The sequence below is a fragment of the Pseudoalteromonas aliena SW19 genome (assembly GCF_014905615.1).
Lineage (GTDB): Bacteria > Pseudomonadota > Gammaproteobacteria > Enterobacterales > Alteromonadaceae > Pseudoalteromonas > Pseudoalteromonas aliena.
Genome location: NZ_AQGU01000029.1, coordinates 479,623 through 506,405, shown reverse-complemented (window position 1 = coordinate 506,405; position 26,783 = coordinate 479,623). Strand labels below are relative to the sequence as shown.

Annotated in this window: 23 protein-coding genes and 1 pseudogene; 11 read left to right on the top strand and 13 right to left on the bottom strand. The window is 40.0% G+C overall.

What is annotated here, in order from left to right:
* Positions 1–312: 312 nt before the first annotated feature.
* Positions 313–2,958 carry a phosphoenolpyruvate carboxylase gene (gene ppc, locus PALI_RS18630; protein ID WP_077535099.1) on the bottom strand — a complete coding sequence of 882 codons (2,646 nt, stop codon included), beginning with the start codon at positions 2,956–2,958 and terminating at the stop codon, positions 313–315.
* 384 nt (positions 2,959–3,342) lie between these two features.
* On the opposite strand from ppc, the gene PALI_RS18625 reads away from it, so the two are divergent.
* Genes PALI_RS18625 through PALI_RS18615 form a run of 3 tightly spaced genes read left to right on the top strand, consistent with a single transcriptional unit; the run spans position 3,343 to position 5,084 of the window.
* Positions 3,343–3,741, top strand: a complete 399-nt coding sequence (locus PALI_RS18625; RefSeq protein WP_138586567.1) for a thiol-disulfide oxidoreductase DCC family protein — start codon at positions 3,343–3,345, stop codon at positions 3,739–3,741.
* On the top strand, positions 3,738–4,466 hold the full coding sequence (locus PALI_RS18620) for an SDR family oxidoreductase (protein ID WP_193156570.1): 729 nt from the start codon (positions 3,738–3,740) through the stop codon (positions 4,464–4,466). The genes PALI_RS18625 and PALI_RS18620 overlap by 4 nt, the downstream gene beginning before the upstream one ends.
* A 9-nt stretch (positions 4,467–4,475) precedes the next feature.
* Positions 4,476–5,084, top strand: a complete 609-nt coding sequence (locus tag PALI_RS18615; protein ID WP_193156569.1) for a flavin reductase family protein — start codon at positions 4,476–4,478, stop codon at positions 5,082–5,084.
* A 37-nt stretch (positions 5,085–5,121) separates the two neighbouring features.
* On the opposite strand, the gene PALI_RS18610 is transcribed toward PALI_RS18615, so the two are convergent.
* On the bottom strand, positions 5,122–6,201 hold the full coding sequence (locus PALI_RS18610) for a M24 family metallopeptidase (RefSeq protein ID WP_193156568.1): 1,080 nt from the start codon (positions 6,199–6,201) through the stop codon (positions 5,122–5,124).
* Between the two features lie 219 nt (positions 6,202–6,420).
* On the opposite strand from PALI_RS18610, the gene PALI_RS18605 reads away from it, so the two are divergent.
* From PALI_RS18605 to PALI_RS18595, 3 genes are all read left to right on the top strand, one after another.
* Positions 6,421–7,080, top strand: a complete 660-nt coding sequence (locus tag PALI_RS18605) for a DsbA family oxidoreductase (RefSeq protein ID WP_077535094.1) — start codon at positions 6,421–6,423, stop codon at positions 7,078–7,080.
* A gap of 317 nt (positions 7,081–7,397) precedes the next feature.
* Complete coding sequence (locus PALI_RS18600; RefSeq protein WP_138586571.1) at positions 7,398–7,886, top strand: Panacea domain-containing protein; 489 nt, start codon at positions 7,398–7,400, stop codon at positions 7,884–7,886.
* 1 nt (position 7,887) lies between these two features.
* Positions 7,888–8,265, top strand: coding sequence for a hypothetical protein (locus tag PALI_RS18595; protein ID WP_138586572.1), 378 nt, complete (start codon positions 7,888–7,890; stop codon positions 8,263–8,265).
* A 151-nt stretch (positions 8,266–8,416) separates the two neighbouring features.
* On the opposite strand, the gene PALI_RS18590 is transcribed toward PALI_RS18595, so the two are convergent.
* From PALI_RS18590 to PALI_RS18555, 8 genes are all read right to left on the bottom strand, one after another.
* Positions 8,417–8,695, bottom strand: a complete 279-nt coding sequence (locus tag PALI_RS18590; protein ID WP_008171402.1) for a peptidylprolyl isomerase — start codon at positions 8,693–8,695, stop codon at positions 8,417–8,419.
* Positions 8,696–8,932: 237 nt separating this feature from the next.
* Complete coding sequence (locus PALI_RS18585; RefSeq protein ID WP_193156567.1) at positions 8,933–10,645, bottom strand: FAD-binding oxidoreductase; 1,713 nt, start codon at positions 10,643–10,645, stop codon at positions 8,933–8,935.
* Positions 10,642–12,399, bottom strand: a complete 1,758-nt coding sequence (locus PALI_RS18580) for a thiamine pyrophosphate-binding protein (protein WP_077535089.1) — start codon at positions 12,397–12,399, stop codon at positions 10,642–10,644. The genes PALI_RS18585 and PALI_RS18580 overlap by 4 nt, the downstream gene beginning before the upstream one ends.
* Positions 12,386–14,179, bottom strand: coding sequence for a flavin monoamine oxidase family protein (locus tag PALI_RS18575; RefSeq protein ID WP_193156566.1), 1,794 nt, complete (start codon positions 14,177–14,179; stop codon positions 12,386–12,388). Before PALI_RS18575 ends, PALI_RS18580 begins: the two co-directional genes overlap by 14 nt.
* A gap of 241 nt (positions 14,180–14,420) precedes the next feature.
* On the bottom strand, positions 14,421–14,843 hold the full coding sequence (locus PALI_RS18570; protein ID WP_193156565.1) for a thiol-disulfide oxidoreductase DCC family protein: 423 nt from the start codon (positions 14,841–14,843) through the stop codon (positions 14,421–14,423).
* A 24-nt stretch (positions 14,844–14,867) separates the two neighbouring features.
* A complete protein-coding gene (locus PALI_RS18565; protein ID WP_193156564.1) occupies positions 14,868–15,395 on the bottom strand; it encodes a response regulator transcription factor in 528 nt (175 codons plus the stop codon).
* Positions 15,392–16,633 (bottom strand): HAMP domain-containing histidine kinase, encoded by a 1,242-nt coding sequence (locus PALI_RS18560; protein WP_193157048.1) that lies wholly within the window; start codon positions 16,631–16,633, stop codon positions 15,392–15,394. Before PALI_RS18560 ends, PALI_RS18565 begins: the two co-directional genes overlap by 4 nt.
* 61 nt (positions 16,634–16,694) lie before the next feature.
* Entirely contained in the window at positions 16,695–17,099 is a 405-nt protein-coding gene (locus tag PALI_RS18555) for a nuclear transport factor 2 family protein (protein ID WP_138586579.1), read from the bottom strand.
* Between the two features lie 542 nt (positions 17,100–17,641).
* Here PALI_RS18555 and PALI_RS18550 point away from each other — a divergent pair.
* Together PALI_RS18550 and PALI_RS18545 are read left to right on the top strand one after the other, a co-directional pair.
* Positions 17,642–18,721 (top strand): ketoacyl-ACP synthase III, encoded by a 1,080-nt coding sequence (locus PALI_RS18550; protein WP_138583953.1) that lies wholly within the window; start codon positions 17,642–17,644, stop codon positions 18,719–18,721.
* Between the two features lie 89 nt (positions 18,722–18,810).
* A pseudogene (locus tag PALI_RS18545) lies at positions 18,811–19,074 on the top strand (VOC family protein); the annotation flags it as partial.
* A 43-nt stretch (positions 19,075–19,117) separates the two neighbouring features.
* Here the strand turns inward: PALI_RS18545 and PALI_RS18540 are convergent.
* Together PALI_RS18540 and PALI_RS18535 are read right to left on the bottom strand one after the other, a co-directional pair.
* The gene (locus PALI_RS18540) at positions 19,118–20,482 is read right to left on the bottom strand and encodes a leucyl aminopeptidase family protein (protein ID WP_193156563.1); all 1,365 of its coding nucleotides are present in this window, start codon (positions 20,480–20,482) and stop codon (positions 19,118–19,120) included.
* An 88-nt stretch (positions 20,483–20,570) separates the two neighbouring features.
* Entirely contained in the window at positions 20,571–20,993 is a 423-nt protein-coding gene (locus tag PALI_RS18535) for a hypothetical protein (RefSeq protein WP_138583955.1), read from the bottom strand.
* 104 nt (positions 20,994–21,097) lie between these two features.
* Here PALI_RS18535 and PALI_RS18530 point away from each other — a divergent pair, with 104 nt between their 5' ends.
* The 3 genes from PALI_RS18530 (at position 21,098) to PALI_RS18520 (ending at position 25,761) form a co-directional block, all read left to right on the top strand.
* Positions 21,098–21,262, top strand: coding sequence for an oxidoreductase-like domain-containing protein (locus PALI_RS18530; protein ID WP_138583967.1), 165 nt, complete (start codon positions 21,098–21,100; stop codon positions 21,260–21,262).
* Positions 21,263–21,599: 337 nt separating this feature from the next.
* Positions 21,600–24,245 carry a TonB-dependent receptor plug domain-containing protein gene (locus PALI_RS18525; RefSeq protein WP_193156562.1) on the top strand — a complete coding sequence of 882 codons (2,646 nt, stop codon included), beginning with the start codon at positions 21,600–21,602 and terminating at the stop codon, positions 24,243–24,245.
* Positions 24,246–24,330: 85 nt separating this feature from the next.
* A complete protein-coding gene (locus tag PALI_RS18520; RefSeq protein ID WP_193156561.1) occupies positions 24,331–25,761 on the top strand; it encodes a tetratricopeptide repeat-containing sulfotransferase family protein in 1,431 nt (476 codons plus the stop codon).
* Here the strand turns inward: PALI_RS18520 and PALI_RS18515 are convergent.
* Positions 25,758–26,666 (bottom strand): alpha/beta fold hydrolase, encoded by a 909-nt coding sequence (locus tag PALI_RS18515; RefSeq protein ID WP_193156560.1) that lies wholly within the window; start codon positions 26,664–26,666, stop codon positions 25,758–25,760. The genes PALI_RS18520 and PALI_RS18515 overlap by 4 nt on opposite strands.
* Between the last annotated feature and the right edge of the window lie 117 nt (positions 26,667–26,783).

Here is a 26,783-nt window from a genome sequence, read left to right as displayed (position 1 = left end):
TCGTGATTGATTTTGCAGCTGACTGTTTGGTTTTTAGGCAAGGCAGTGCCTATGTGGTGTGGTTATTCCCCATAAATAGGCAATAACGCAGCATAAATGCCAAACATGCGCTGCCCTTTGGGTTCTTTCTAGGGACGATTAACTCTTTGTTGCTCGGTTTTTACTTATTCTTACAGGGATGTAAGCCATTAGAGTAACGCAGGAGCAGTTACCGAGCCCACTAGGTTACAAACCTCGCGCCGCGATTAAATCGCCCCTAGATTGAACAAATTTCAATCCACAAAGGTCAACACGCCCTAACAAAATAACCTGTTAACCAGTATTGCGCATACCTGCTGCAATGCCCGTCATTGTTATCATTAATGCATTATCAATATCACCTTCGTTGTGCTTGTCGTTTGAACGCGCACGACGAAGCAGCTCAACCTGTAATAAATTAAGTGGATCGGTGTACGGGTTACGTAAACTAATTGACTCTTTGATCCAAGGCTGCTCAGCTAACAGACTTTTTTGCGGGCTCAGCGATTGCACTAAAGTAATGGCTTCTTTAAGCTCTTTACGAAGCGTGATACCCAGTGGTTTGTACATATCTTCCACCAACGCGTTATCGTAATGCTCACTCAACCAACAATCGGCTTTACTAAATACCATTTCTAACATTTCTAGGCGCGATCTGAAAAACGGCCACTGCAGGCTCATTTCGTTTAGAGTTTGTGCACCATACTTCTCAAGCGCTGCTTTTAAACCGGTTAACGCACCTAACCATGCAGGAAGCATTAAACGGTTTTGACTCCAAGCAAAAATCCACGGAATAGCACGTAAACTTTCAACGCCACCATTGGGGTTACGTTTTGCAGGGCGAGAGCCAAGCGGAAGTTTAGACAGTTCAAGTTCTGGCGTTGCCATTCTAAAGTAAGGCACAAAGTTTTCGTCGTGGCGAACTACATTGCGGTAGTGTTCACACGACTGTTCACTAATGAGCTGCATTACTTCACGCCACTGTGGTTTTGGCTCCGGTGGTGGTAATAAGTTACTTTGCAGTACTGCGCCTGCGTAAATATTTAAGCTTTGCAGTGCAACATCGGGTAAACCAAATTTAAAGCGGATCATTTCACCTTGCTCGGTTACACGCAACCCCCCTTTTAATGAGCCTGGCGGTTGCGAATGAAGCGCTTGTGCAGCAGGTGCACCACCGCGCCCTACGGTACCACCACGGCCATGAAATAAAACCAGCTCAATCCCACGTGCATCAGCAAGTTGTACAAGTTTATCCATTGCTTCGTACTGCGCCCAACCTGCTGCCATCATGCCGGCATCTTTGGCCGAATCAGAGTAACCTATCATTACATTTTGCGTGTTTTTAATGTGCCCGCGATACCAAACATTATCAAGCAACGTGGTAATTACATCACTGCCTGCGTTTAAATCGTCGAGTGTTTCAAACAATGGCGCTACGGGTAAATCAAAGCTACAGCCACTTTCTTTTAACAATAGTTGTACCGCTAAAACATCTGATGCGGTGCGCGCCATCGAAATAATATACAGGCCAAATGTTGCCTCATCTTGCATGGCAATAACATCAAAGGTATCAAGCACTTCTTGTACATCAGCGCTGGGTTGCCAATGCTTTGGAATAAGCGGCCTACGCGAGTTAAGCTCGGTTAGTAAAAAGGCTTGTTTGTCTTGCTCTTGCCATTGGTTGTAATCGCCTAACCCTAAATAACGAGTCAGCTCTGAAAACACATCACTGTGGCGCGATGAATCTTGGCGTACATCAAGTTTAGCTAAACGCAGACCAAAACTGTTTATGCGGTATAGTAAATCAAGTAATAATCCATTAGCGACCACATTCATATTGCATTTTAACAATGAGCGATAACAAACTTCTACCGGTTGCCTAAGCTGGTTAATATCGGTGATGAGATCTTGTGAATCACTGCGCTTATTTTTAATTTTAGCGCCAAGATGCACAACGGTTTCAGCGACTTGATTTTTGAGTTTTTTCAGTACGGCTCTGTATGGTTCAAAATCTTGCCCCGCTAGTTCAATAAGCTCATCGCTGGCATCCGACATAGATAATTCAGCACTGAGCGTGTCTAGATCATGGTTGTATAAATCAAGCGCCATCCAACGACCATGATCAAGTACTTGAGTGGTCACCTGCGCCGTTACAAATGGATTGCCATCACGGTCTCCCCCCATCCATGAAGTAAATTCAATTGGACTATAATTAGCGGGTAATTCTAAGTTTAACTGCGCTTTAACATTTGCTGAAAACTCACGTAAAAAACGTGGAACCGCGTGCCAAAGACTATTTTCAATGACCGCATAACCCCATTTTGCTTCATCCACAGGAGTGGGTCGCGAGCGACGAATATCATCGGTATGCCATGCTTGACTGATAAGCTGTTCAATGCGATTTAAAATGTTACTGCGTTCTTGGGGTAAATTATCTTTTCGCTCAAGTGAAGCCAAACAATCACTCAATTCAACATGTTTGTTAATAATTGTGCGACGCGTCACTTCGGTAGGATGAGCGGTTAATACTAGATTTATGTGGAGTTTTGAGAGTGTTTCGGCCAAATGATTACTGTCTAGTTGGCCTTCTTGTGCCTTTGTCGCTAACGCTTTTAATGTTTGAGTGAGAGGATTAAGTTGGCCAAGGCCAACATCATTAAAGCGCGAAACAGTATGAAACTGCTCAGCAACATTAGCTAAATTTAAAAAATGATTAAATGAACGGGCAACTGGTAAAAGTTCTTCGTCACTCAGCGCGTGGAGTACTTTTATTAGCGCTTGACGGTCGTCTTCGTTACCACTGCGAGATGACTTTGATAAAGCACGAATTTCTTCTACTTTGTCTAAAATCGCTTGGCCTTGAGCATCTTTAATAGTTTGTCCAAGCAGTTGTCCAAGCAAATTTACATTGCCTCGCAAGGCGGTATATTGTTCACTCATTTCTCATTCTCCTTTGTCCTAGGGTCTGTTGACCTTTCAGGATTAAAATTTGTTCAATCTAGGGACTATTTAATCGCGGCGCGAGGTTTGTAACCTAGTGGGCTAAGTAAAAATCGAGCAACAAAGAGTTAATTGTCCCTAGAAAGAACCCAAAGGGCAGCGCATGTTTGGCATTTATGCTGCGTTATCGCCTATTTATGGGGAATAACCACACGACATAGGCGCTGCCTTGCCTAAATACCAAACAGTCTGCTGCAAATTCAACCTCGAAAGATAAACAGGCCCTAGAGTCTTATTAATATCATCATAAAGCGATATTTAATAGATCCATTTGCAAAGTCTTGTCGTAAAAAAGCATATATAAAATAATCACAAAGCATCTATATGATCATTTTTTACGATGGTAACTGTCCTCTTTGCAGCACCGAAATGCAGCAGCTCAAGCAAGCCGACATCAAAAAACAAATTGTGCTTGAGGATCTTAATGCGGCTGATTTTTGCGAGCGTTACCCAGCTATAAATAAAGTAAAGGCGATGAGATTTTTGCACGCTCAAAAACAATCTGGTGAGATGATTTACGGACTTGATGTAACGTATCAAGCATGGAAGTTAGTGGGCAAACATCGCTGGCTGAAAGTCCTTCGCTTGCCAATAATTCGTTTTTTCGCTGACTGCGGATACCAGTTCTTTGCAAAGTATCGACACCCGATTAGTCGCTTTTTAATGCCTAAAACTCAATGCAGTAATGGCCAATGCGAAATAAAAGTAAAAGGTGATAAATGAAAACCATTATTTTATTCGGTGCCAGCAGCGCTATTGCAAAAGCCTACATTAAACATTTAGATGATTACACAGCGCAATTTAAAATAGTGTGTGTCAGCTCTGGTAATTTTGCAAGCAGCCTCAGTGCAAATATTGAACACTTTGCTACTGATTACAGCGCTGAAAGTTTGGCAAGCTTTACCCTGTTTTTAAAAGATGCTAACACTGATTTACACCAAGTTATTATGTTTAACGGTAAGCTTCATAATACTCAACACATGCCAGAAAAAAAATTAGAAGATTTAAATGCTGAATACTTTAATGAGCTTTTGAACGCAAACACCCTAACTCCACTTCTGTGCCTGCAAAGCGTATTACCACTACTGACACATAAAACACGGTGCACTATTACTGCATTGAGCGCGCGAGTGGGCAGTATAAACGACAATAAACTCGGTGGTTGGTATACCTATCGCGCATCTAAAGCGGCACTCAATATGCTATTTAAAACAGCCGCTATAGAGCTTAGTCGTCGTGCTAAAAACACCAAATTAATTTTGTTTCACCCAGGGACTACCGACACTGAACTGTCTAAACCATTTCAAAAAAACGTACCTACCGATAAGCTATTTACGCCTGCGTTTGTAGCTGAGCAACTTTTTGAACTCACTAATAATAACCCCGAATTGGAACTAAACGGCGAACCTGCTTATCTAGATTGGCAAGGCGCTACTATACCGTGGTAAGGATCTTTAATGCATTTTACTAAAGCGCAAATAGACGCACTTGAAAAACATACTCGCACTCATTTAATTAATTCGCTCTCGGGTTATAAAAGTGCAAATTTAATAGGCACACAAGACTTACAAGGCAATACCAATTTATCGATTGTAAGCTCTGTTATTCATTTAGGTGCGCATCCACCTTTGGTAGGGATGATAATGCGGCCACACAGTGTGCCTCGCCACACGTTTGAAAATATTTTACAAAGTGGTGTTTACACTATAAATCAAATAAATAAATCAATTTATAAACAAGCGCATCAAACATCAGCTCGCTACGATAAAGAAGAATCTGAGTTTGATGCAACAGGATTAACGCCCCAATATTTTGACGATTTCACAGCCCCGTTTGTGCAAGAGAGTCGATTAAAATACGCTGTTAAATTTGTCGAAAACCAACACCTAGCAATCAATGGTACAGAGCTAGTGATTGGTGAAATAATGGATGTTTACTTAGATAAAGCAGCACTGCAAAGCGATGGTTTTTTAGATTTACAAGCGATAGAAACGGTTGCAATAACTGGCCTTGACAGCTATCACACCAGCAATAAACTAACGCGTTTACCTTACGCTAAAAAGTAATTTAGCAGGGGCAGTTTAATCACTTCCCCTGACACTTTTAAATGATAAAAGGCTTAGGGGCGTGGGTAAGTACTTCGTAGCCTGTCTGTGTTATTAAGATGTCATCTTCTAAACGTACACCACCAAAATCTGGTACATAAATACCTGGCTCTATAGTAATAACATTACCCGCTTGCAGCGCAAAATTGTTGTGCTCAGTAATAAAAGGCTGCTCATGTAAAAACAGGCCAACACCGTGTCCTAAACCTTTCCCCGAATACTCACCGTAGCCTGAGCCATCTAAAACCTGTTGCGATGCTTGTTGTAGTGTTTTACAACTAACATTAGGTGCTAATAAACCCATTGCCGCTATTTGTGCATCGCGTACCGCGTTGTAAATGAACGTTTGTTTTTCGCTTGCTTCGCCATAAATATAACTACGTGTCATATCTGAGCGGTAGCCATTTACAACGGCACCAAAATCTAACGTAATGAAGTCACCTACAGCTAACGGGCGTTCACTTGGCGTGCCATGCGGAAGCGACGTGCGTTCAGCAAACATCAAAATGGTGTCAAATGCCATGCCTTTCGAGCCAAGCTTTTGCATTCTAAATTCAAGCTCTAATGCTAAATCTCGCTCAGTTACCCCTTGAGTAAAATATGGGAGTGTTTGCGCAAGCGCTTCATCGCTCAGCGCTGCTGCAGCTTTTAATTGCCGTACCTCCCACTCATCTTTAATTAGACGTTGTTGCTCAATAAGTCCTTGAATAGGCAAGACTGACTGTACTTTTAACTCATCAGCTACTTGCTGCCACAACGCCACATTAATAAATGCAGCATCAAAGCCCAGCATTGCGTTTGCGGGTAAAAAACGGTTGATACAATGCCCAAGCGTTTCATTATCACGATCACGACTTATAACATCAAATCCTTGGCATTCATTGCTCGCCCGTTCAAAATAACGATAGTCAGTAATTAATACACAGCTGTTTTGGGTAATTAACGCATAGGCTGCGTTACCGCTAAAGCCACTAAGGTAGCGAATATTTTCATAACCCAGCACTAACATAGCGCTAAGTCCGTGTTTGTTTAAATTGGCTTTAAATGCCGTTTGACGTTGTAGATAATTTGGTTGCATGGTTTCTCCTTTATTACGCCATCATAACAATGTTTAAAAATATAAATAAAAAATGCGATTAACGGTAATTAATAATGACTTTAGATAGTTTAAGCAAAGCTAAAAGATCTGTGCTTACACGTTATTTAACCCATCTTTTTAATTTCACGATTGATAAAGCTAAATTAAACCCAATATCCTTTTTATACTCAGCTATAAGCAATCCTCAAAAGGATAAATATGAAAAACTTTAAAATTGATATCGTGTCAGACGTAATGTGCCCTTGGTGTGTTGTAGGTTATAAAAACCTAGAAACAGCACTTGAGCAACTCAAAGACGAAATGAGCGCAGATATTACGTGGCATCCTTTTGAACTAAATCCAGATATGCCAATTGAAGGTCAAGACTTAAACGAACATTTAATGCAAAAGTACAACCTAACTGAAGAGCAAGGCGACGAAAATCGTAAAAACATGTTTGAAGCAGGCCAACGTGCTGGGTTTACCTTTAACTTTGATGGCAAACGCATCATGATCAATAGCTTTGATTTGCATCGTTTATTAATGTGGGCACGTGAAGAAGGTAAGCAAACGCAGCTTAAACTTGCCTTTTTTGAAGCGCACTTCACTGATTTAAAATATTTAAATCAAGAAGAAGCGTTGCTCGACGTTATTGAAAAAGTGGGTCTTGATAAAGAAACTGCGCGCGGTATTCTACACTCAGACAAATACGTACAAGACGTACGCCAAGAGCAAGACAACTTTAAACAAATGGGCATTACGTCAGTCCCTACATTTATCATAAACGATAAATATGCACTCACTGGCGGACAACCAAGCGACTCATTCATTCAAGCACTTAAACAAATTAGTGAAGAAGAAGCCAAGCAAGACGCTTAACGAGTAAAATTGTTGTTTAAAACTAAAAAAGGCTGCACATTGCAGCCTTTTTTGCTATTGCGTATAAGCAAGCGAACAAAAATCACCTTACTATAAACTTATTTGATATTTTATCGACAACATACAGCACTGAATGTGTGTGGTTATTCGAAACATCACAAGCGATTTATCTCTAGCACAGCCTCTAAAATTCTCGTAAATAAACTTCACCCATAAAAATTAGGATGGGTGTAAGCGTTATTCCGTTATTTTAAATATTGAAGACTCGATTTTAATTCAGTGGTATATTACATTCAATTAAAAACAAGGAAAAATCTATGTGTAGTAGCGCATTAGCTAACTTCTTTATTGATAAAGCTAAATCTGAAAAAGTCACTCTTACAAACTTAAAACTCCAAAAACTTATGTTTATTGGTTTTGGGTGGGTATATGCCTTAACAGAGAAAGATTTAACCGATGGAGAAGGGTTTCAAGCATGGCAGCACGGGCCAGTATTACCTTCTATTTATCACCAAATGAAACGGTTTGGGGATCAACCGATCTCTGATAATGCTGCGGATTATGATAGCGATGAAAATAAAGTTTACATGCCAGTTATCAAAAGCGGTGATACAAAAAATATTTTAAATAAAGTGTGGGATATTTATAAATCATTTTCAGCATGGTCATTACGAGATTTGACTCATGAATCAGATACTCCTTGGGATAAAGCTTACGATCATTCAAAGTCATTTAGTAACATCGACAATGAAGAGGTTAAAAAATACTATATTGCTTATATAAAGAATTTGTTAGGAAAGGAATAGCATGCCTTCAGATGATCTATTAAACAGCTTAAATAGTACCCCAATTGAGGATATTGCTCAAAGAGAGAATAAAAAAAACTCAGTTGACGACGCTCATGAAAAAGAAAAAGTAACGCAATCCGAAAACAGAACCAAAATAGGGATTTTTTTGGTGGATTGGGCCATTGCTTTAATAACTATTGTAACAGTGCTTATTGTTTTCATGACTGTATTCCATGTCTGGGAAATCATACAAACACCATCTAAGTTAGAGGAAACTCTTTTGTCGGTCTATAGCGAAATAAAAATATTTGTAGTTAAATATCAATCTGTAATTGCTGTAATTGCTACGTTAATGTTTGGGGATAAAATTAAAGGCTCCAAGAAAAAAAGCAACTAAAGAGCCTTTAGGTTAACTCGCTTTCATTTGTTTCTATTGAATTAAGATGATACCCATCCTAATTCTTAGTTCGTCAAAGTATAAAATTTAGAATGGGTGATGAAATTGACGCTCCCAAGATGGAGTCAATGCGCCAAACTGCTTAAGTAAATTAAGTACGATAAAGTACTTTAATTACATGCCAGCCAAATTTTGTTTTAACTAGGTGCGGCTCTAAAATTGCGCCTTTAAACGCAATTTTATCAAATTGTGGAACCATTTGGCCGCGTCCAAATTCGCCTAAATCCCCGCCTTTTTTACCCGATGGGCATGACGAATACTTTTTAGCTAAGGTTTGAAACTTTGCACCTTTGCCCAACTGCTTAATAATATCTTCTGCAATCTCTTTGTGCTTAACCAAAATGTGAAGTGCGTGTGCTGTATTTGCCATGAAAAAAGCCTTTTCTACCGTTAGCTAAAATTAATCGCGGCGATTTTAACACAACCCCATACACCTAGCATCTACTTATACCATAGCTATAGTTACCAAACGCCTTGCAAAGATTTATAGATTTTAACTAGAATCTTATATCCGATTAAAAATGCCATTTTTACTTTTTAATAAAATAAAAATGACATTTTAGCTAACTTAAATTTTTATGGCTTAAAAAAGCTTAATACAATCAAATTAAATAATCGTTTTACGTGACCTCAGGTGGTTAGCAGGGTCACGCGAATACCTTTCTTTTACCTTCATAAGATCCTCATAACTGCCAAGAAAATAGTCTTTTGTAGGAATTGCACTGTCTTTAAAGCTAATAAATGCGCCTTCAGTCCCTTCAATTTGGGTCTCTCGGCTTACCTCAATCCAATCCATTGCTCTATTAATGTAATTGTAGACTTCATTATTTTGACCTTGTTCTTTTAACTCAACAGACTCATTCCACCATGTTTGGTACTGAATAGTGTACTGCGATTTTGAATAAGGAAATGAAACGCGGGCGTTTGCTTCTTTTTCGCTTATTTCATTATAAAAAGGACCTGCAATTGCACCAAGTGTAACGTAGCTGAATAAACCTAAATGACTACTCTTAGCATTAATAAGATCTGACGTTAAACTTTGAATTAACTGCTCTTTTCCGTTTTTTGTTAAACCGCTACCTTTTACAACCTTAGAGGTTAATTTATGGGGTGCTGGTGCATCAAAATCAGGCGTAAATGGCGTGCCATCGGCATTAGCTAAACTACCTAAACGCTTTTGCTTTTTTAATACATCGAAAAGGGAGTTTCGTGACCAATTTCCCATTAATGCACTATTATAGTTCGCTTTAGTATCTGTACCTTGATGTATTGGCGTACTATTTGGAAAGTGGTTTGAGACAAATTGTTCTAACGCTTGCCAACTTCCCTGCCAATAGCCGTACATGGTACTTGGGTGGCACAAAGGCTTGTTTTGACTGTTAGCCGCAATAGCATTAATTTTTAAATTAGTGCCTACCAGCTTGTCGGTACTTGCATTATTTATAACATCTTCCCATTGCGATAAAAGCTCAAGCGTAGACAAAGCATGTTCGTCATTAGTATTCCAGTTTATTACAAAGCGATGGATCTCGTCTGGGATCTCAAATGCTTTTACTTTAAAGTGGGTAACAATACCGTAGCTTAATGCCCCGCCACCACGTAGTGCCCATAATAGTTTTTTATGGGATGGGTCGTTTGCATCAACAATATCCTCCTCAGCATTTACTTCGATAACTTCACCGTTGCCTAATACAACCGTAGCCCCCACCAGCGATTCACAACACATTCCTTTACTGCGAGTCCATGGCCCCCAGCCTCCGCCTTGAATGAAACCCGCCAAACCGACTGTTGCGCATGTACCATGCGGTATTGTCAATGGCGGGTTATTGTCAGCAAGCTTTGGTACCACCTGAAAAAAGCGATAACCGGAGCCTATATTTGCAATATAGTCACCGTTCACTTTCTTAACGTTAAACTCTTTTAATCGGCTCAAATCTAATAAAATCACATCGGTGCCCGTACACTCCCCTTCGTGATCGTGCCCACCAGAACGAACGCGGATCGGTAAGTTTAAGCTAATTGCTTGCTTATAAGCCTGTGCTACATTTTCTGTTGATTCACACATTACGATAACTGCAGGATTGAATCGCAAACGAGTATTAAATATAAGGGTTTGCGCTTGATACCCTGTTAAACCTGGAGTTTCAGACACCGAGGGGGATGCTTGAGTTAGCAGCTGATCATCCTTAAAACCCGAAGATTTAAGTGCTTGAACAAATTTAAGCGTATTGTTCCAATAGTTTAACATCAAGCTCTGTGCGCTTTTAAGTTGCTCGTGCGGCAGCTGCGAAACTTCATGAACTGTATTTGGGTTATTCATCGTATATTCCCTTTATTATCCTTGTGACATATACACTCGTCACGTTTTTGACCTGTTACTGATTCTGCAAGTGTTTGGATTGCTGGCGCTAAATCATCACGTGCAATATCAACTTTAATGAGGTAAGGCGTTGACGTATCTTCATATAAGATATTAAGTGCATTTTGCAGATCCGCCACCGAATTGACATTTAAATATTTAACACCGTAAGCTTGAGCTAATGCTTCGTAGTTCCAAGAAGGTAATTCATCAAAAGGAGCAAATTTCCCCTCAGGTGTAAATGCGCAAATATCTACAAATGATTGCTCAATGGCATACACCTCGTTACTCATTACAAATACAGCGGTATTACAGTGATTACGACTCAGTGTTGAGAGTGTCTGACACATCATCATAAAACCACCATCACCTGCAATAACTATACTGCGATTATCATTAGCAAGTGACACACCCAAAGAGCATCCGGTTTCATGGCCCAATGATCCCCACGCGGCATCACTAACAAAGTGGCTTTTTTCTATGCCAATCAATCTTGCAGCCATATAAAGTGATGAACTTTCACCTAAAATAAGGTTGTAACCTTTTAAGCTACGAGATCCGTTTAACTCTTGTTGATAAAGAGTAAAGAAGCTTTCGTAGCTTATTTGACTGTGAAAATCAGCAAGCTCAGTGTTTAATGGTGTATTTAACTTAAAAGAGACTGAGTTCAAAGACGAAGTTGATCGCTCAAAATATGCCGTCAATTCGCTAATAAATACAGTTAAGCTGGTATGGATGAAGTGATCACTATTGCCAACAAGCGCACCATCCATATTAACTCTTATTAGATCAGAACCTTGCTTAGTTAGCATAGTGAGGTAATCATCAGTAAAAATAGCGCCAAGCGCTAAAATTGCATCGCACTGCGACACATAATCGAACGTTTCAGGTAATGAGGCTTCACCTGCATAGGTGCCTACAAATAAATCGTGACCGACTCCACTTCGCTCGCTGATCACCGACTTAGCTAACGTGGTAGTGGTATACGCAATATTAAGCGAAGTTAAAAGCTTCTCTACTTTATCTTGTAAACCTAATCTCGCTATTTCTATGCCAAGCATAATTACTGGCTGTTGTGCAGTTTCTAGCTTGTGTATAGCCGCGTGTAGTAATGCATTTTGCATATTTAAATCAACGGACGTATCGGTAATAACAAGCGGGTACGCTGGAGTCGAACATTCTGCTCCCCACACATTCTGCCAAGCTTCTAAGTAAATTGGCCTTTTTTCTTTTATTGCACACGCCAACGCTGCATCGATAATTTGAGGAGCCGTTTCAGAATCTGACAGTATTTCGCTTGCCACGGTGACACTTTCAAATATAGTTTGGTTTGATTTATAGTTACCCGTTGAATGATGAAATAATGCGCCGGTATCTGCGATAATTTTTCGATCATCAATTGATGGGCTGGCCGTTATCACCACCACAGGATTTCTTTCAACATAGGCCCCTGCAATTGCGTTTATAACACTTAATGTACCGACTCCATATTGTACAGACACTGCGCCAATCCCTTTGTAACGAGCATAACCTTCGGCCGCATAACCTGCACCTAACTCCGTTATGTCGCCAATCGCATCAATACCATCAAACTTATCAAGTGCGCTCATAAACTCCTGTACATAGTCACCCGGTACTTGAAATATTTTTTCTAGGCCTTGCTCTTTTAAGCGCGTTAATAAATAGTCAGCAACCGTAAAATTATTGGTACTCATGGTTAATTCCTTCGTACGCAAATTTTGTTACTTCGTCTAGCGTTTTACTGCATGCATTAGGCTGTTTTTTTTCAATTTTATCGTTACAGGCTTTATTACAATCAACGGGTAAATAGTTATGTTGTTGCTTTAGCCAGCATGGTGTGGGTAAATCAAAAAATTCCTCGAGTGTTGATTCTGCAGTATTTAAAGCACCTTCAACCCAACCTTGCTCGTATGAGTACGCCTCACCAATAATATAAATCTTTTCTTTCTCAACAGGGTGGCGCATACGACACATAATTTCATCTAAACGGTAATTTGCTTTCCATTCATGCCATCCTCCGCCATATGGGGCGTCTCCCCAATCTTGGTAAATGGCAGAATACGGCATCGCCAATTCTTTTTGCTCATGAAGCGCTTCAATTTGTCTATGTGCGGCTTCCACCATACCTGTGGTTATTTGGCATTGGCTTTTAGGGACTATTTCTTGTGGGGTATAGCCTTCACATCCATAGCTGGGTGTATAACCAGAATATAACTCACCCGATTCTAAGCCTTTCCAATAGGGGATAGAGCCTATGTCATTATATGATGCCATCAATAACGAGTTTGTATTTGGTAAACCGCCTGCTTGGTCGCACTCTGTTCCCATATAATATGTTTGCCTAATTGGTAAATCGGTCACTGAACGACCTGCAACTAGGCCTAAGCTTCGCCACCAAGGCTGCTCGTAAGCCATAAACATTTTTAGCGCTTTTTGTATAAGTACTGAAGGGATATTTTCTTTTAACCACGGATCAGCAAAAAACTCCGACTCGATAAGTTCTAATGAACGTCGTGGCATTGCCAAAATTAGTTGTTTCGCTTTTACAATTTCCTGCTCAGTGACGGTTACGTCATCAATTGTTTTGCCGAATTGATCTGTACACGTTGATTGAAATATTAATTCATATCGATAATCAGGATCATTCAGGTAGTTAATTTTTACTAGCCGTTTATTCATTTGTACTTTTTCGTCTTCGGCTAAACAACTTTTTAACGCTTTAAACTGCGCGCACAGCGTTAATGGCAGTGCCTGAAATCCATCTGTGAGAGTGAGAAACTCAGTGTCATCACTGTATTCTGTTGCTGGCAGCTGAGTAACCGCACTTGCATTAGCAACATTAGCATCGTACCCGCCAGCCTCTTTCATGAATAAATAGGCTTCGTTACTTAGTACTCGCTCAAGTAAATTCCAAAAACCATACTTCCAGATCTCTTTGCCAAATACTTTAACTTTCATTTGCTCGCACAAGCTCATGTCAGCAAAACCAGGACAAATTAAGTTCATCACCTTAACTTGTAAATCCTCGGGTCCATAGCCGCGTTCAGATGCGTTTAACTTATAAGGTATTTTGTCAGGGCACTGCGCAAAATCTCGGTAACGAAAATACTGACCGCGCAAATAAAAGAGATTATTTTCACTGCCCGCTTTTATATCTTTCACAGCGGGATCTTTTGAATCAGGGTACATGGGTAAGGAAGAACCCATTGGGAAGTTTTGCGTTTTCAGGTTCAAATCATTAACTAATGCATTAACCATAACGTGATCTGAAGGAATAAAGCGCATTCCCCCCAACTCGGCAACTACATTTGGTAACCCTGGTAACTTTTTACTATATAAACGCCCGCCTATGCGGTCACTGTATTCAAATAGCGCAATACGCTTTTCTTTGCCTTCATGCTGTTGTAGCCTCCACGCGCTGTAAACACCAGACACACCGCCACCAACAATTGCTATATCAAGTTCGTTTTTCATAGTCGTCTTTTCCTTAGCTAGATTAAGCTAAAGTTACCCATAAAGACTACAAAGTTCTATTACGCTTTATTACACTCGATGGCAAATATCTGTCCAACCACATCTAGCAACGACGGTTCTTGTATTAGAAAATGAGATAAGCTGTGAAATAAACTAGAGATTCGCTGTAATTTATCTGACAAAAGTTAAGATAAATATCAACGTTATTCTATTCTTAGCGGCAACGCCAATAACAACCAAGTTACAAATAATGCGCAGCGTCGTTTGGTGCGGGAATTCTACAATACTGATATTTACCAAATAACGAATACCTATTTAAAGCAACCCTATCGTATAACCAATTATTAAACCTATTTGGTAAAACACTAAATATATTTGCGAGCTTGTACGGATAACCAAGTTGCTTAACTACTTCAAAAAAAGCATGACTTTGCGTATACGCTTTACCATTTTCAATAAACACCATTGAGGCGTATTCATTCGTCGAAAAACCAAAGTGCATTAACAACAACTCACCTTTAGGGGACTGCACGCTGCATAGCTTAAAAATAATCTTCGTATCGCTCGCAATAATAAAATTACACCACGCACTGCAAAGCTTACATTGCGCATCAAATAAAATAATTTTTTGATTTTGCATTAATGTCGCTGCATCATCGCTCATAACACCTTCCTTAAATTAAGTACTTTACTGCTGCACCGGCTTTTTTTGTAGCTTGCGCTGCAAAGTACGTCTATGCATATTAAGTTGCCTTGCGGTAACCGACACATTGCCATTATTACTGTGTAATACTTGCTGAATGTGTTCCCACTCTAAGCGCTCTGGCGACATAACAGCATCATCAATAGCGCTAGGCGCAGACGTGACAGGCTTTGTGTTAAGCGCTTTTAATAGGGTCGTCATATCAACTGGTTTAGTAAGGTAATCGTTAGCACCTAAACGCATTGCCTCTACTGCGGTCGCAATACTTGCAAACCCAGTGAGTAGAACAATATGAGCTTGGGCAAGCAAATTACGCAGCGGCTTTAGGAGTGCAAGTCCGTTATCGTCGCCTAGTTTCATGTCTAATAAAACAAAGTCCGGTAACAATTTGCGTGCAGTGAGTAACGCATCACTTTGATTATGTGCTACTTCGCAAGTAAAGCCCTGCTTAGTTAAGCGCCTTGCTAGTGTGTTGGCTAAATTTATATCGTCTTCAACAATAAGTAACTTCATGAGGCTGTTTTCTCGGTGTTTACAATAGCAAGTTTTACTTTGGCGACAGCGCCGCCATCTGTATGATTAAACAAGGTAAGCGAGCCATTTAAACGCTCAAATGTTACATTTGATAAAAGCACAGCAAGCCCCATTCCCTGAACACTTGGCATAAGTTGCCCGCCCAGCTCTGCTAATTGTGGTGCAGAAAAACCACTGCCAAAATCACGAATTAACAAATAAACACATTTACTATGCAGGTTGTCTTGCTGCCAACTTAGCTCTAATTGAGTTTGACCTTGTTTTTGGTTTGCGAGGGTCGCATTTTGTAATAAATTTAAAATTGCAGGCAATAACATAACATCGCTCATTAGTGTTGCAGCGATAGGCGGTGTGATCCACTGAATGTGCTGATCAGGGTATTGCAGTAAAAGAGTATCCGTGATCTGTGTTTGCAGGTGCTTTACAGTTACGTGTTCTTGTGAATTTTTAAGCCGTAACTGCTCCGAAAGCTTCCTAAAATCATTAAGTTGGTTACTACACTGAATCAGCGGCGCTTGCATATGCTTAACAATAGGATTGTTTGGTTGTTGTTCTAGTAGCTCTTCAAACAATAACTGCAAGTTTGCGATGGGGGTCGCAAGTTGATGGGTTATTTGTGCAGCAGCTCCATCAAGGGTAACAAGCTGCTCATTACGTAATTGTTTTTCTCGCACGTTTGCAATAATTCGCTCTCGCTCTTTAAGTGCTCGGCTCATTGCGCCAATCACAAGTGCGATTACACTGGCACTTAAAACAAAATTGACCCACATACCAATAAAGTGCCCGCTCATATTCATTTGATGCATACTGTGATCGGGCATTTTTATCAATAAAAAGCTGTAAGCTGCAATCGCTAACACGGCGATATACACCAATCCCTTTTCACGTAATGTAACAGCAGCAATCATTATGGGAAGCAACAACAACGAAACAAACGCATTGGTTGCACCGCCACTTAGCGAAAGCAAAACAGTTAAAAACAACACATCAGCAGTGAGCTGCATTAACATACCAAACGGTTTAGCTTGGCTTACATTACGATAAGCAAATAGGCTAATTAGCTGAAAAACAGCCTCTAACGCAATAACAGTGAGTAAAGGCAGTAACGCAATTTGGTGCTCAAGTAAAAAATAAACGCTTAACACTGCGATTAACTGCACAGCAATTGCGCCGCTTCGCAGCATTAATAGTCGACTAATAGAAGGGTCGGTTCGCATTAACAAAAGGTAATTGCCCAATCAAATGTTTAATAAGGTTATTTTAACGGTTATATGATTTTTAATCATCATCCATAGAAATTGTAAACGGCGCACAAGGGGTGCCTTGATGAAACACCATTTGCCATTGCTCACCTTGTTTACGCCAAAGCGACATACGCAATGAATAATTAAATTCACTGCGAGCAGTGCGCCTATAAGCGGCTTGGTAACTTAGCTGCGCAACATCATCGCTTAGCATTCGACCTTTAAAATGTTGATTGTAAAACTGTGGCACCACTTCGGTAGGTAAACGGGTAAGCACTTGGTATTTATTAAATGTAGTGCCGTTGGCAGCAATTTCGATAAATTCATCATCAAGTAAAGCATCTAGCGCACGCTCAGATTGGCGAATTTCTGGGTCGAGTAACTGGCGCTCAGCATCAATCAAATGGTTAAATAACGACACTTTTATTTTGTTACTCATATGCTTCCCTATAATTTATAAACTTACCTAGGCGTGTTGATCTTTGTGGATTGAAATTTGTTCAATCTAGGGACGATTTAATCGCGGCGCGAGGTTTGTAACCGAGTGGGCTCGGTAACTGCTCCTGCGTTACTCTAATGGCTTACATCCCTGTAAGAATAAGTAAAAACCGAGCAACAAAGAGTTAATCGTCCCTAGAAAGAACCCAAAGGGCAGCGCATGTTTGGCATTTACAATCACGAAAGGTCAACACGCAGCTATACCAACGTATTGCACAGTATTTGAGCATACGATTACTATTATTAGTTAAGTATCATAATCGCTGATACTGCCTGCCTGTCAACAGCTAAGCAACAAATAACAACCTAAACACTAACATTGTAATTCGCATTTGCTCTTTTTTAAATCAACTTATTTATAGATTGCCTTTCATTACAATTTATTACGGGGGAAAACACCTTATAAACTAGTCTTGAAAGGCAATTTTTGATATAACATCCCTATTAGTAACACACGTCAGACCACTTTTAAGAGAGCATACCATGTCTTACGCACACATCACTGGTTGGGGTAAATGCATTCCACCAGCAAGCATTAGCAACGACGAAATTAGTGAAATAGTTGATACCACCGATGAGTGGATAACCACGCGTACAGGCATTAAATCACGTCGCGTGAGTCATGTAAGTACTGCCGATTTAGCGACCATTGCAGCAAAACATGCAATTGCATGTGCAGGCGTTGATCCAAAAGATATTGATTTAGTAATATTAGCAACTTGTACACCTTCCACGGTTGTGGCAAATACCGCCTCACAAGTACAAAAAAATATTGGTGCTATAGGCGCAGCTGCTATGGATACTAACGCGGCATGTTCTGGCTTTTTATATGCGATACAAGCCGCTACAGCACAAATTCAAGCGGGTATGATCAAAAAAGCGGTGGTCATTGCCGCTGAGCGCATGACTTGGTATGTGAACTGGGCGCGCCGTGATAGCGCTGTTTTGTTTGGTGATGGCGCAGGTGCAGTCGTACTTGAAGCAGCAGATACACCAGCCGGTTTGCTTGCAACTAAAACAGGGTGCGATAGTGAAGATCGCGATATTCTACACATCACAAATTTTGGTAGCAATTTAAATAAATATGAACCAATTGGCCCATCAGATTTGTTATTTGAAGGGCGTGAAATTTTTAAACGCGCTGTAAAAGGCATGAGTGAAGCGTGTGATGATGTACTTCAGCAAGCAAATTTAAGCTTAGATGATATAAACGTATTAGTTCCTCACCAAGCAAACTTACGCATTATTCAAGCTATTCAGCACCGTTTAAAAGTACCTGATGAAAAAGTGATGGTAAACATTGGTGAGTATGGCAATACCTCAGCTGCAACAATTGCCATTGCACTATGTGAAGCGGTTGAACAAGGGTTAATTAAGCCGCATTCTAATATAATGTCTGCTGCGTTTGGAGCAGGTCTTACGTGGGCTGCAAGTTACATAAAATGGGGCGATCGTGTAACGCCTATTAATGTAAGCGATGCAGTATTACCACCGTGTAATAAAACAGGTTTAGAACTTGTAGCGCCAGCCGTTAAAGCGTGTAAAGACGCAGAGCCAAGCTAACAAAACATGTAGTAAGGCACATATAAAACGCACTTAATTAAGTGCGTTTTTGCTTTTAATAACCACCTGTTTTATACACTTGTGGTCGTTCATATAAATTAGATTTAGCCATGCCTGATGGCAGTCAAATAGAGTTATTTTCGTTTGATGGCGCACCTACGAGACCAAGCTATCCCGAAGCACAAGGCTTAAGACATTTAGCTTTTAAGGTAGCGGATGTACAGATTGCAAAAACGTATTTAGAGTCGTGCGATGTAAACGTTGAGGATATTAGAGTGGATGAAATAACCGGCAAAAAGTTTACCTTTTTTGCCGATCCAGACAATTTACCACTTGAGCTGTATGAGGTTTAATACTCATAAGCTCAAGTTATGCACTTACTATTGAATTAAAAACTTACTTATTAAAACGATTTTGTAGGTAAGTAAATACAGCCCGAATACCTAATGCTTCACCACCCGTTGGACGACCTGGTAATGCACGTAAGTTCCATGCCATTACATCAAAGTGTACCCACGGTGTTGTTGGTTCAACAAATTCTTTTAAGTAAAGTGCAGCAGTAATTGCACCACCAAACGGTGTGCTTGCGCAGTTAGCCATATCGGCTACATCACTTTTCAAAAAGCTTTTGTATTGCTCAAACAACGGAAGTTGCCAAACAGGATCATATACACTTAAACCAGCATCAATAATACCGTTTGCTACATCGCGCTCTGTTGAGAAAAAGCCCGGAAGCTCAGTACCCAGTGCAACACGACATGCACCTGTGAGGGTAGCAAAATCAATAATTAGATCTGGTTTGTCGTTTTGAGCTTCACTTAACGCATCACACAATACTAAGCGCCCTTCTGCGTCAGTGTTATCAATTTCGACCATAATACCTTTACGTGTTTTAACAACATCGCCTGGGCGAAATGCATTACGCGATACAGCGTTTTCTACCGCAGGGACAAGCACGCGTAGTCTAATTGGTAAGTTGGCTGCCATAATAAGCTGTGCTAGTGCAATAACATGCGCAGCACCGCCCATGTCTTTTTTCATATTGCGCATGCCAGAGCTTGGTTTTAAATCAAGTCCGCCGGAGTCAAAACATACGCCCTTACCTACTAGTGTAATTAATGGAGCATCTGTTGCACCCCATTTTAAATCGAGTAAACGCGGTTTGTTTTCGCTTGCACGACCCACCATATGAATAGTTGGGTAGTTTTGCTCTAGTAGTTCATCGCCAATCCACTGCGAAAATTCACCATTGTACGTTGCGGCTAAATCTTCCATTACTTGCGATAAATGCTGCGGCATCATATCCACAGCTGGGGTATTCACTAAATCGCGTGCAAGTGTAATAGCATCAGCTTGCTGACTAACACGCTCATACATGGCTTTATCGCTAATGGCTAATTGCGCTTTTGCTGTTGGCTTTTCTTTGTATTCACTAAATTCGTACCCACCAAGCACAAACCCTAAAGCAACGTGCTCTACTAATACATTATCACCTTGAATTTGATAAGTACCCATTGGCAATGTATTTGCTAAATTACCCGCAGCCCAAAAATCATCACTACTTTGCATAAGGCAAACAACGTGACTTAATTCGCCAGTTTTGGCATCAGGGATTAGCGCTAATCCTTGCTTTTCAAAGCCTGTGTTGTTTAACCAGTTTTGTATAAACGCAGATTGCTGAGTTTGCCAGTCAGATAATTCGTTTTTGAGAATAAATGATAAAGGAATACCAGAAGAAGTATGACGAAGTAATGCACTCATTAAATAGCTCGTATAATATAAAAATGGTACTTAAGAGCATATCAATAAGCACACTTAAAAGGTATCGCTAATTTGAGGTTACATTAGATTACTTTTTTAATGACTCGTTGTGAGCTTTTTTTTGATTTTCGTGACTTATTTCAGCGTCAAGTTCTTTAATTGATTTGTTCATACTAAACGAGCTTGGCAACACATCAACACCCACTATACGACCGAGCTTTACCACTAAAGGAATTGTAAGCGGTGCAAAAGGTAAAACGGCAAATACGCCTAAACCTAGCCCTTTTAAAATATCAACAAACTGTTCATTAGCGCGTTTTAATTCTGCTTTATTCGTCTGCCCTTGAGTATAGCGCCTATAAATTGAGAGCATTTCTTTTGTTTCTTGTTTTTCTTGCGCAAGTGCTATTTTAAGCGCCACCATAGCACGGCGAAAACGCAGCTGTTGGCGCTTTTTACTAATTTTAACTACCCGCCACGGTGCACGGTGAATAACTTTATATAATCGCATAACGGGCATTTTCACACAGCCCTTCTCGTTCACAAAGAATAATTTACTTATCTGAAGCGTTACTTTATTCTTTGTACACAATGAGTGCCTAGATGAAACCTTTTATGCAACCAAATACAACGCTTCTAACAATCAAGCCTGAGCGACCGAAATCTGATGAATGTTGCGGTGGAGGCAGTTGCTGTCCCTGTGTATGGGATGAGTACAAAGAAAAATTAGCAGCGTGGCGTAATGCGCAAACCTCTGAAAAAACAACTAAAAAAGTCTAAGTAAAGAAACAAAAAAGCAACATTGAAAACCCAACCTTGCATTAATAATTCTTTTTACTCTGCAATTTCACCCATTCGCTTCGTTTCCCCCTTCACCTTGAATCATTATTGCATACAGTTACTAAGTTAACTTTTTTGTTATAAAACGGTTAATTAGCAATTGCTCTCCTTGTTTTTTATCTATAGTCTGTAGATACAACGTTACTAAAGGTTGCTTAATTAATTAAACTTTAGAGGCTAAAACCTCAAATTAATATGCACTAATAGTGAGGTTGAAAAATAAATGATGAGAAATTTAACATCGAAGTAAAAATTATTCTAACTGGGGAAAATTAGAATGAAATTAAAAAACAATGCGCTAAACCAAGCAATAAAATTTGCTCTAGCTACAACAACTGCAGGGTTGTTTATTTCAAGTTCAGCTATTGCAGCCGATGAACAACAAGTTAAAGTGAACAAAAATGTAGAGAAAATTGCCGTAGTCGGTACGCGTTCAGCTCCTCGTTCAATCGGTGACTCACCCGTTCCTATTGATATTATTGGCGGTGAAGAGCTTGAAAAATCAGGCAACACCGACATGCTTGAGCTTTTAAAAGGCTCAGTACCTTCTTTTAATGTTCATCAAAATCCAATTAGTGATGCGGCATCCCTTGTTCGCCCTGCTAATTTACGAGGCTTACCTTCAGACAGCACGCTAATTCTTTTAAACGGCAAACGTCGTCATCGTGCATCTGTAATCGCATTTTTAGGCGGTGGTATTAATGATGGCGCACAAGGTGCTGACATTTCAGTTATTCCAAGCATTGCAATTAAGCAGGTCGAAGTACTTCGTGATGGCGCTGCTGCACAGTATGGTTCTGATGCAATTGCCGGTGTAATGAACTTCCAACTAAAAGATGCCTCAGAAGGCGGTAAGTTAGAAGTACGTCATGGTCAATATTACGAAGGTGATGGCGACACAACTCAAATTTCTGGAAACGTTGGCTTACCCTTTACCGACAGCGGTTTTGCTAATTTAAGCTTTCAGTATAAAACGTCTGATGCAACAAGCCGTTCAGTACAACGACCAGATGCTGCGGCACTCTCTGCTGCGGGTGTACCAGATGTATCTCCTCTGGCTCAAGTTTGGGGCGCACCTGAGGTAAATGACGATATTTCAATTTTTGGTAATGTTGGTCTAGAGCTAACTAACGACTCTGAGTTTTACATGTTTGGTAACTACTCTGAGCGTGATGTACGTGGTGGTTTTTATTACCGAAATCCAACAACTCGCCCTGGTGTATACGGTGGGAACATACGTGAAGTTAACGGCGTTAATATGCGCCGCCCTGCTGATGAAGCAGGACAGACTGCCTGGGATGCAGCAACTCCAACTGTCTTAGTAGGCTCTTTGGATGGTTATGACGCTCAACTAGATTGCCCACTAGTAGAAGTTCAAGCTAACGGCGTGCCTGATCAAGCTGCTATAGACTCTCTTACTGCTGCAAACTGTTTTGCTTTCAATGAAACTCTGCCAGGAGGGTTTACACCAAACTTTGGTGGCAATATCACTGATACCTCTTTAACTATTGGTACTAAAGGTGAGTTTACTGGTGGTTTCTTAAAAGATGTATTTTATGATTTAAGCGGTACTGTAGGATTTAATGAATCACGCTATTTTATTTACGACACAGTTAATGCGTCATTAGGCTTAGACACCCCTCGTGATTTTAGCCCTGGTAAATACTCACAATTAGAAAAAAACTTTAATTTAGACTTATCTAAAGGGTTCGATTTTGACCTTGCTTACGATGTAAACATTGCCGGCGGTTTAGAGTGGCATGAAGAAACATTCACAGTAACATCAGGTGATGTTGCATCATTTACGGCCGGCCAATTTACTGAGCAAGGTTTTGGTATTGGCTCTAATGGTTTCCCTGGCTTTAAGCCGACTGATGCTGGTGAATATACACGTCGCAACTACGCCGCATTTATAGATATTGAAGCACCATTTACCGAAGAGTTTTTAATGGGCTTAGCCGTTCGTTTTGAAGATTACGACAGCTTTGGCACAACAACAAACTATAAAGTAATGGCGCAGTACCATGTAACAGAAGACTTAAATATACGTGGCTCGGTAAGTACAGGTTTTCGAGCGCCTACCGTTGGTCAAGCAAACGTAAGTAATGTACAAACGAGCTTAGACAATGGTGTATTACAAGATTCAGCATTACTTCCACCAACTAACCCTATCGCAGTACAATTAGGTGGTACAGAACTTGAACCAGAAGAATCACAAAGTTATACATTTGGTGCTGTTTATACTCTTGGCGATTTATTTTTAACTGTTGACTACTACAACATTCAAGTAGAGGATCGCATTAGTCAATCAGATAAAATAAATTTAAGTCAGAGCGATAAAGACATACTTGAAGCAGCGGGCATCCCAAATGTTCAGAGCCTTGCTCAAGTTAGCTTTTTTACTAATGACTTTGACACAAAAACACAAGGTATTGACTTAGTAGCTAACTATACAACCGAAATGCTTGGGGGGAGTTCAACATTTAGCCTTGCTTACAACTGGAATGATACTGAAGTAACTCAATTTAGTGATATTACCGGTGCATTTAAAGTTAAGCGTTTAGAAGAAGACTTACCTAATCACCGTGCTACTTTCACATTGTCTCAACAGTGGGAATCTATCTCTGCATTTGCTCGTGCAAATTACTACGGCGAATACCAAGGCGTTCACGTAGATTACGATGCAACAGCAAAAACTGCTGACGCAGCTGTAACTATTGATGCTGAAATCACGTACTTTATGAATGAGTCTATTAGTTTTTCATTAGGCGCTCAAAACCTGTTTGATCAAGATGCTGAAAAACTTGATTTTGCTGAAGCAGCCGGTGCGCCGAATAATAACTGGGGCGGTAAGTATTACGAAACATCTCCGTTTGGTATTAACGGCGGTTTTTACTATGCAAAAGCGACATATACTTTCTAACACCTTTGCATAAACAGTTAAGGCGAAATGTTAAGACATTTCGCCTTTTTTATTTTATAGTAAATAAAAAAATCAATGCGCAGTTATGCTACTTAAAAAAGCGAATCAACTACTCGAGCAAGGCAAACTCAAAGAAGCTGAGTTTCACTATAAAGCACTGTTAAAAAGCGATCCTGACAATGGTGAAGCCTTATTCGGCTTAGGTAAAATAGCATTAAGGTTAGCGCGTTTTGATGCAGCGGTGTATGTACTGCAAAAAGCATGTGAACGTCTACCGCGTATGCTTGAGCCATTAAATGCGTTAGCTGATGCGTTTAATGGAGTTAACTCACCTAAAGATGCATTAACCGTCCTTGAGTATGCACAAAGCATAGCAACCAATAACCCTGAACCTCATTATTATTTAGCACAACACTATCTAACTCATGGCAATTTAGATAAAGCGCATAGCACTTTTGCACATGCACTTAGTATGGGTGTTCACCCTGTTACTGCCTATATTTTATTTGAATTAGTCCAATTAGGACGTTTTGACAAAAATCATAATTATATAAGTAAGTTGCATCATTTATTAACCCAAACTAATAACTTACACCTTAAAATGGTGTGCTATTACGCGCTGGGCAAAAGCTATGACAAGCTTGATGATACTGAACAAGCATTTAGCTATTTTGTGCTCGCCAATAAGTTACAACACAAGTTAAGTAACTTTAATACTGATGAGCTCAGCCCCTTTTACGATGAAATAGTTAAACACAACACGCGCTCATTTATAAACAGCGGCGATAAGCAATTAATTAGCCAAATCACCCCAGTATTTATAATTGGTATGCCCCGCAGTGGCTCTACTTTGCTGGAGCAAATGCTGGCAAATCACAGCCAATATTCAAGCATTGGAGAGAGCTCGAGTGTCGGTAATGTGGTTGCATTTTTAGAGCAAAAGACGGCAGTTTCATACCCTCAATGCTTAAAACACTTAACACCTGAGCTAATTAGCAAAGCACGTGACATTTATATAAATGCACTAAAAACCGTCACACCTATTAAGCCATTTATAATAAATAAGTTACCAAGTAACTATCAATCACTTGGCCTTATTTATGTGTTGTTTCCAAATGCTAAATTTATAAATTTAACACGCGATTTTAATGCGACTGCTTTTTCTATACTTAGTAATTATTTCGCAGAAAATGAACCTTACTTTTGCTCTCTTGTAGAGTTTAAGCAATATCATGCATTATACGAAAAACTAATGCTTCATTGGCAATCGCTTAAAGGTATGCCAATTTACAACATCAGTTACGAAGCATTAGTAAACAACCCAAAACAGCAACTAACTGCATTACTTAACTTTTTAGATTGCTCCTTTGAAGAAAATTGTTTAGCATTTTATAAGCGCAAATCGGCGGTTACCACTCTTAGCAAGCATGCTATTCGAGAGCCGATTAATCGTTTAGCCATTGCAAAATGGGAGCGTTATAAAACGCCCCTACTTGAATTACTTGATGGAAGTTAACGTGTAGGGTGCGCATTAAACCAATTAAGTAAATCTTTAAATTGATCATCACGCGCACGTGGGTGCGTGAGCATATTAATATGATCGTAATCAAAATTATGCCCATGTTTACGGCCATAAATACGCATTTTTTGAACCCCCAGCCCTGATTCATCCATGAACTTTTGAATATCAATTGGCTGCGCTAATGCCTTATCGTTTACTGCAGCAATATGTAGCGTAGGTGGCAAATGCAGATTACTAATAGTGGTTGCATAATCAAAGTTATCATCAGAGTCTATCCACGGTGTTTTTTTAGCCCACTGCATACTTTGAAAGTGCGACTTTTGAGTTTCATTATCACTGCCCCACTTATAACCTTTAGCATTTAAATAGCCATGCTTTTTAGCCAATATAGGTGCCATAAAATACCAAATAAAATTGGCTTGCAGTAACTTTTTAGGATGATTGTTAAGCAATGAGCGCTTAGAGCCAAAATAAACACAGGCCTTGACGTTATTTATGTAATCAGGGAATCGTGCGAATACACTGTTCATCAACACCCCCCCCCAAGAGTGAGCGACCCAATAGTCGGGTTTTTTACCTTCAATCACTTCTATTTGATTAATAAAAGCTGGAATATCTTCCAAAATAGCTTCTGTTTGTCCATATTCAGATTCACCCGAAATAACGGGCTTGCTATCACCTCGTCCACGTAAATCAGCCACATAGCATCGATAACCGTGCTCGGCTAAAAAAGGGGCAAGTCCTTTATTAGAGTGCGTGTAAAATATTTTTCCGTTTTCTACAGCCCCATGCATAAAAAACACCACAGGCCCTTGCTGGTTATCATCGGCTATACGACGTAAGTGTAGTGTTTGCTGAGCTGTAAAATTGATTGCTATTGATTGCTGAGAAATGGCCACGGTTGTTCCTTTTTATTTTTACCAACTCATCCTACCAGCAATATCCGCGATACCAAAGAAAATGTCTGCACTTTACTCACCAGCATTTGTTACAATTGCCACATCATATCTGTTGTT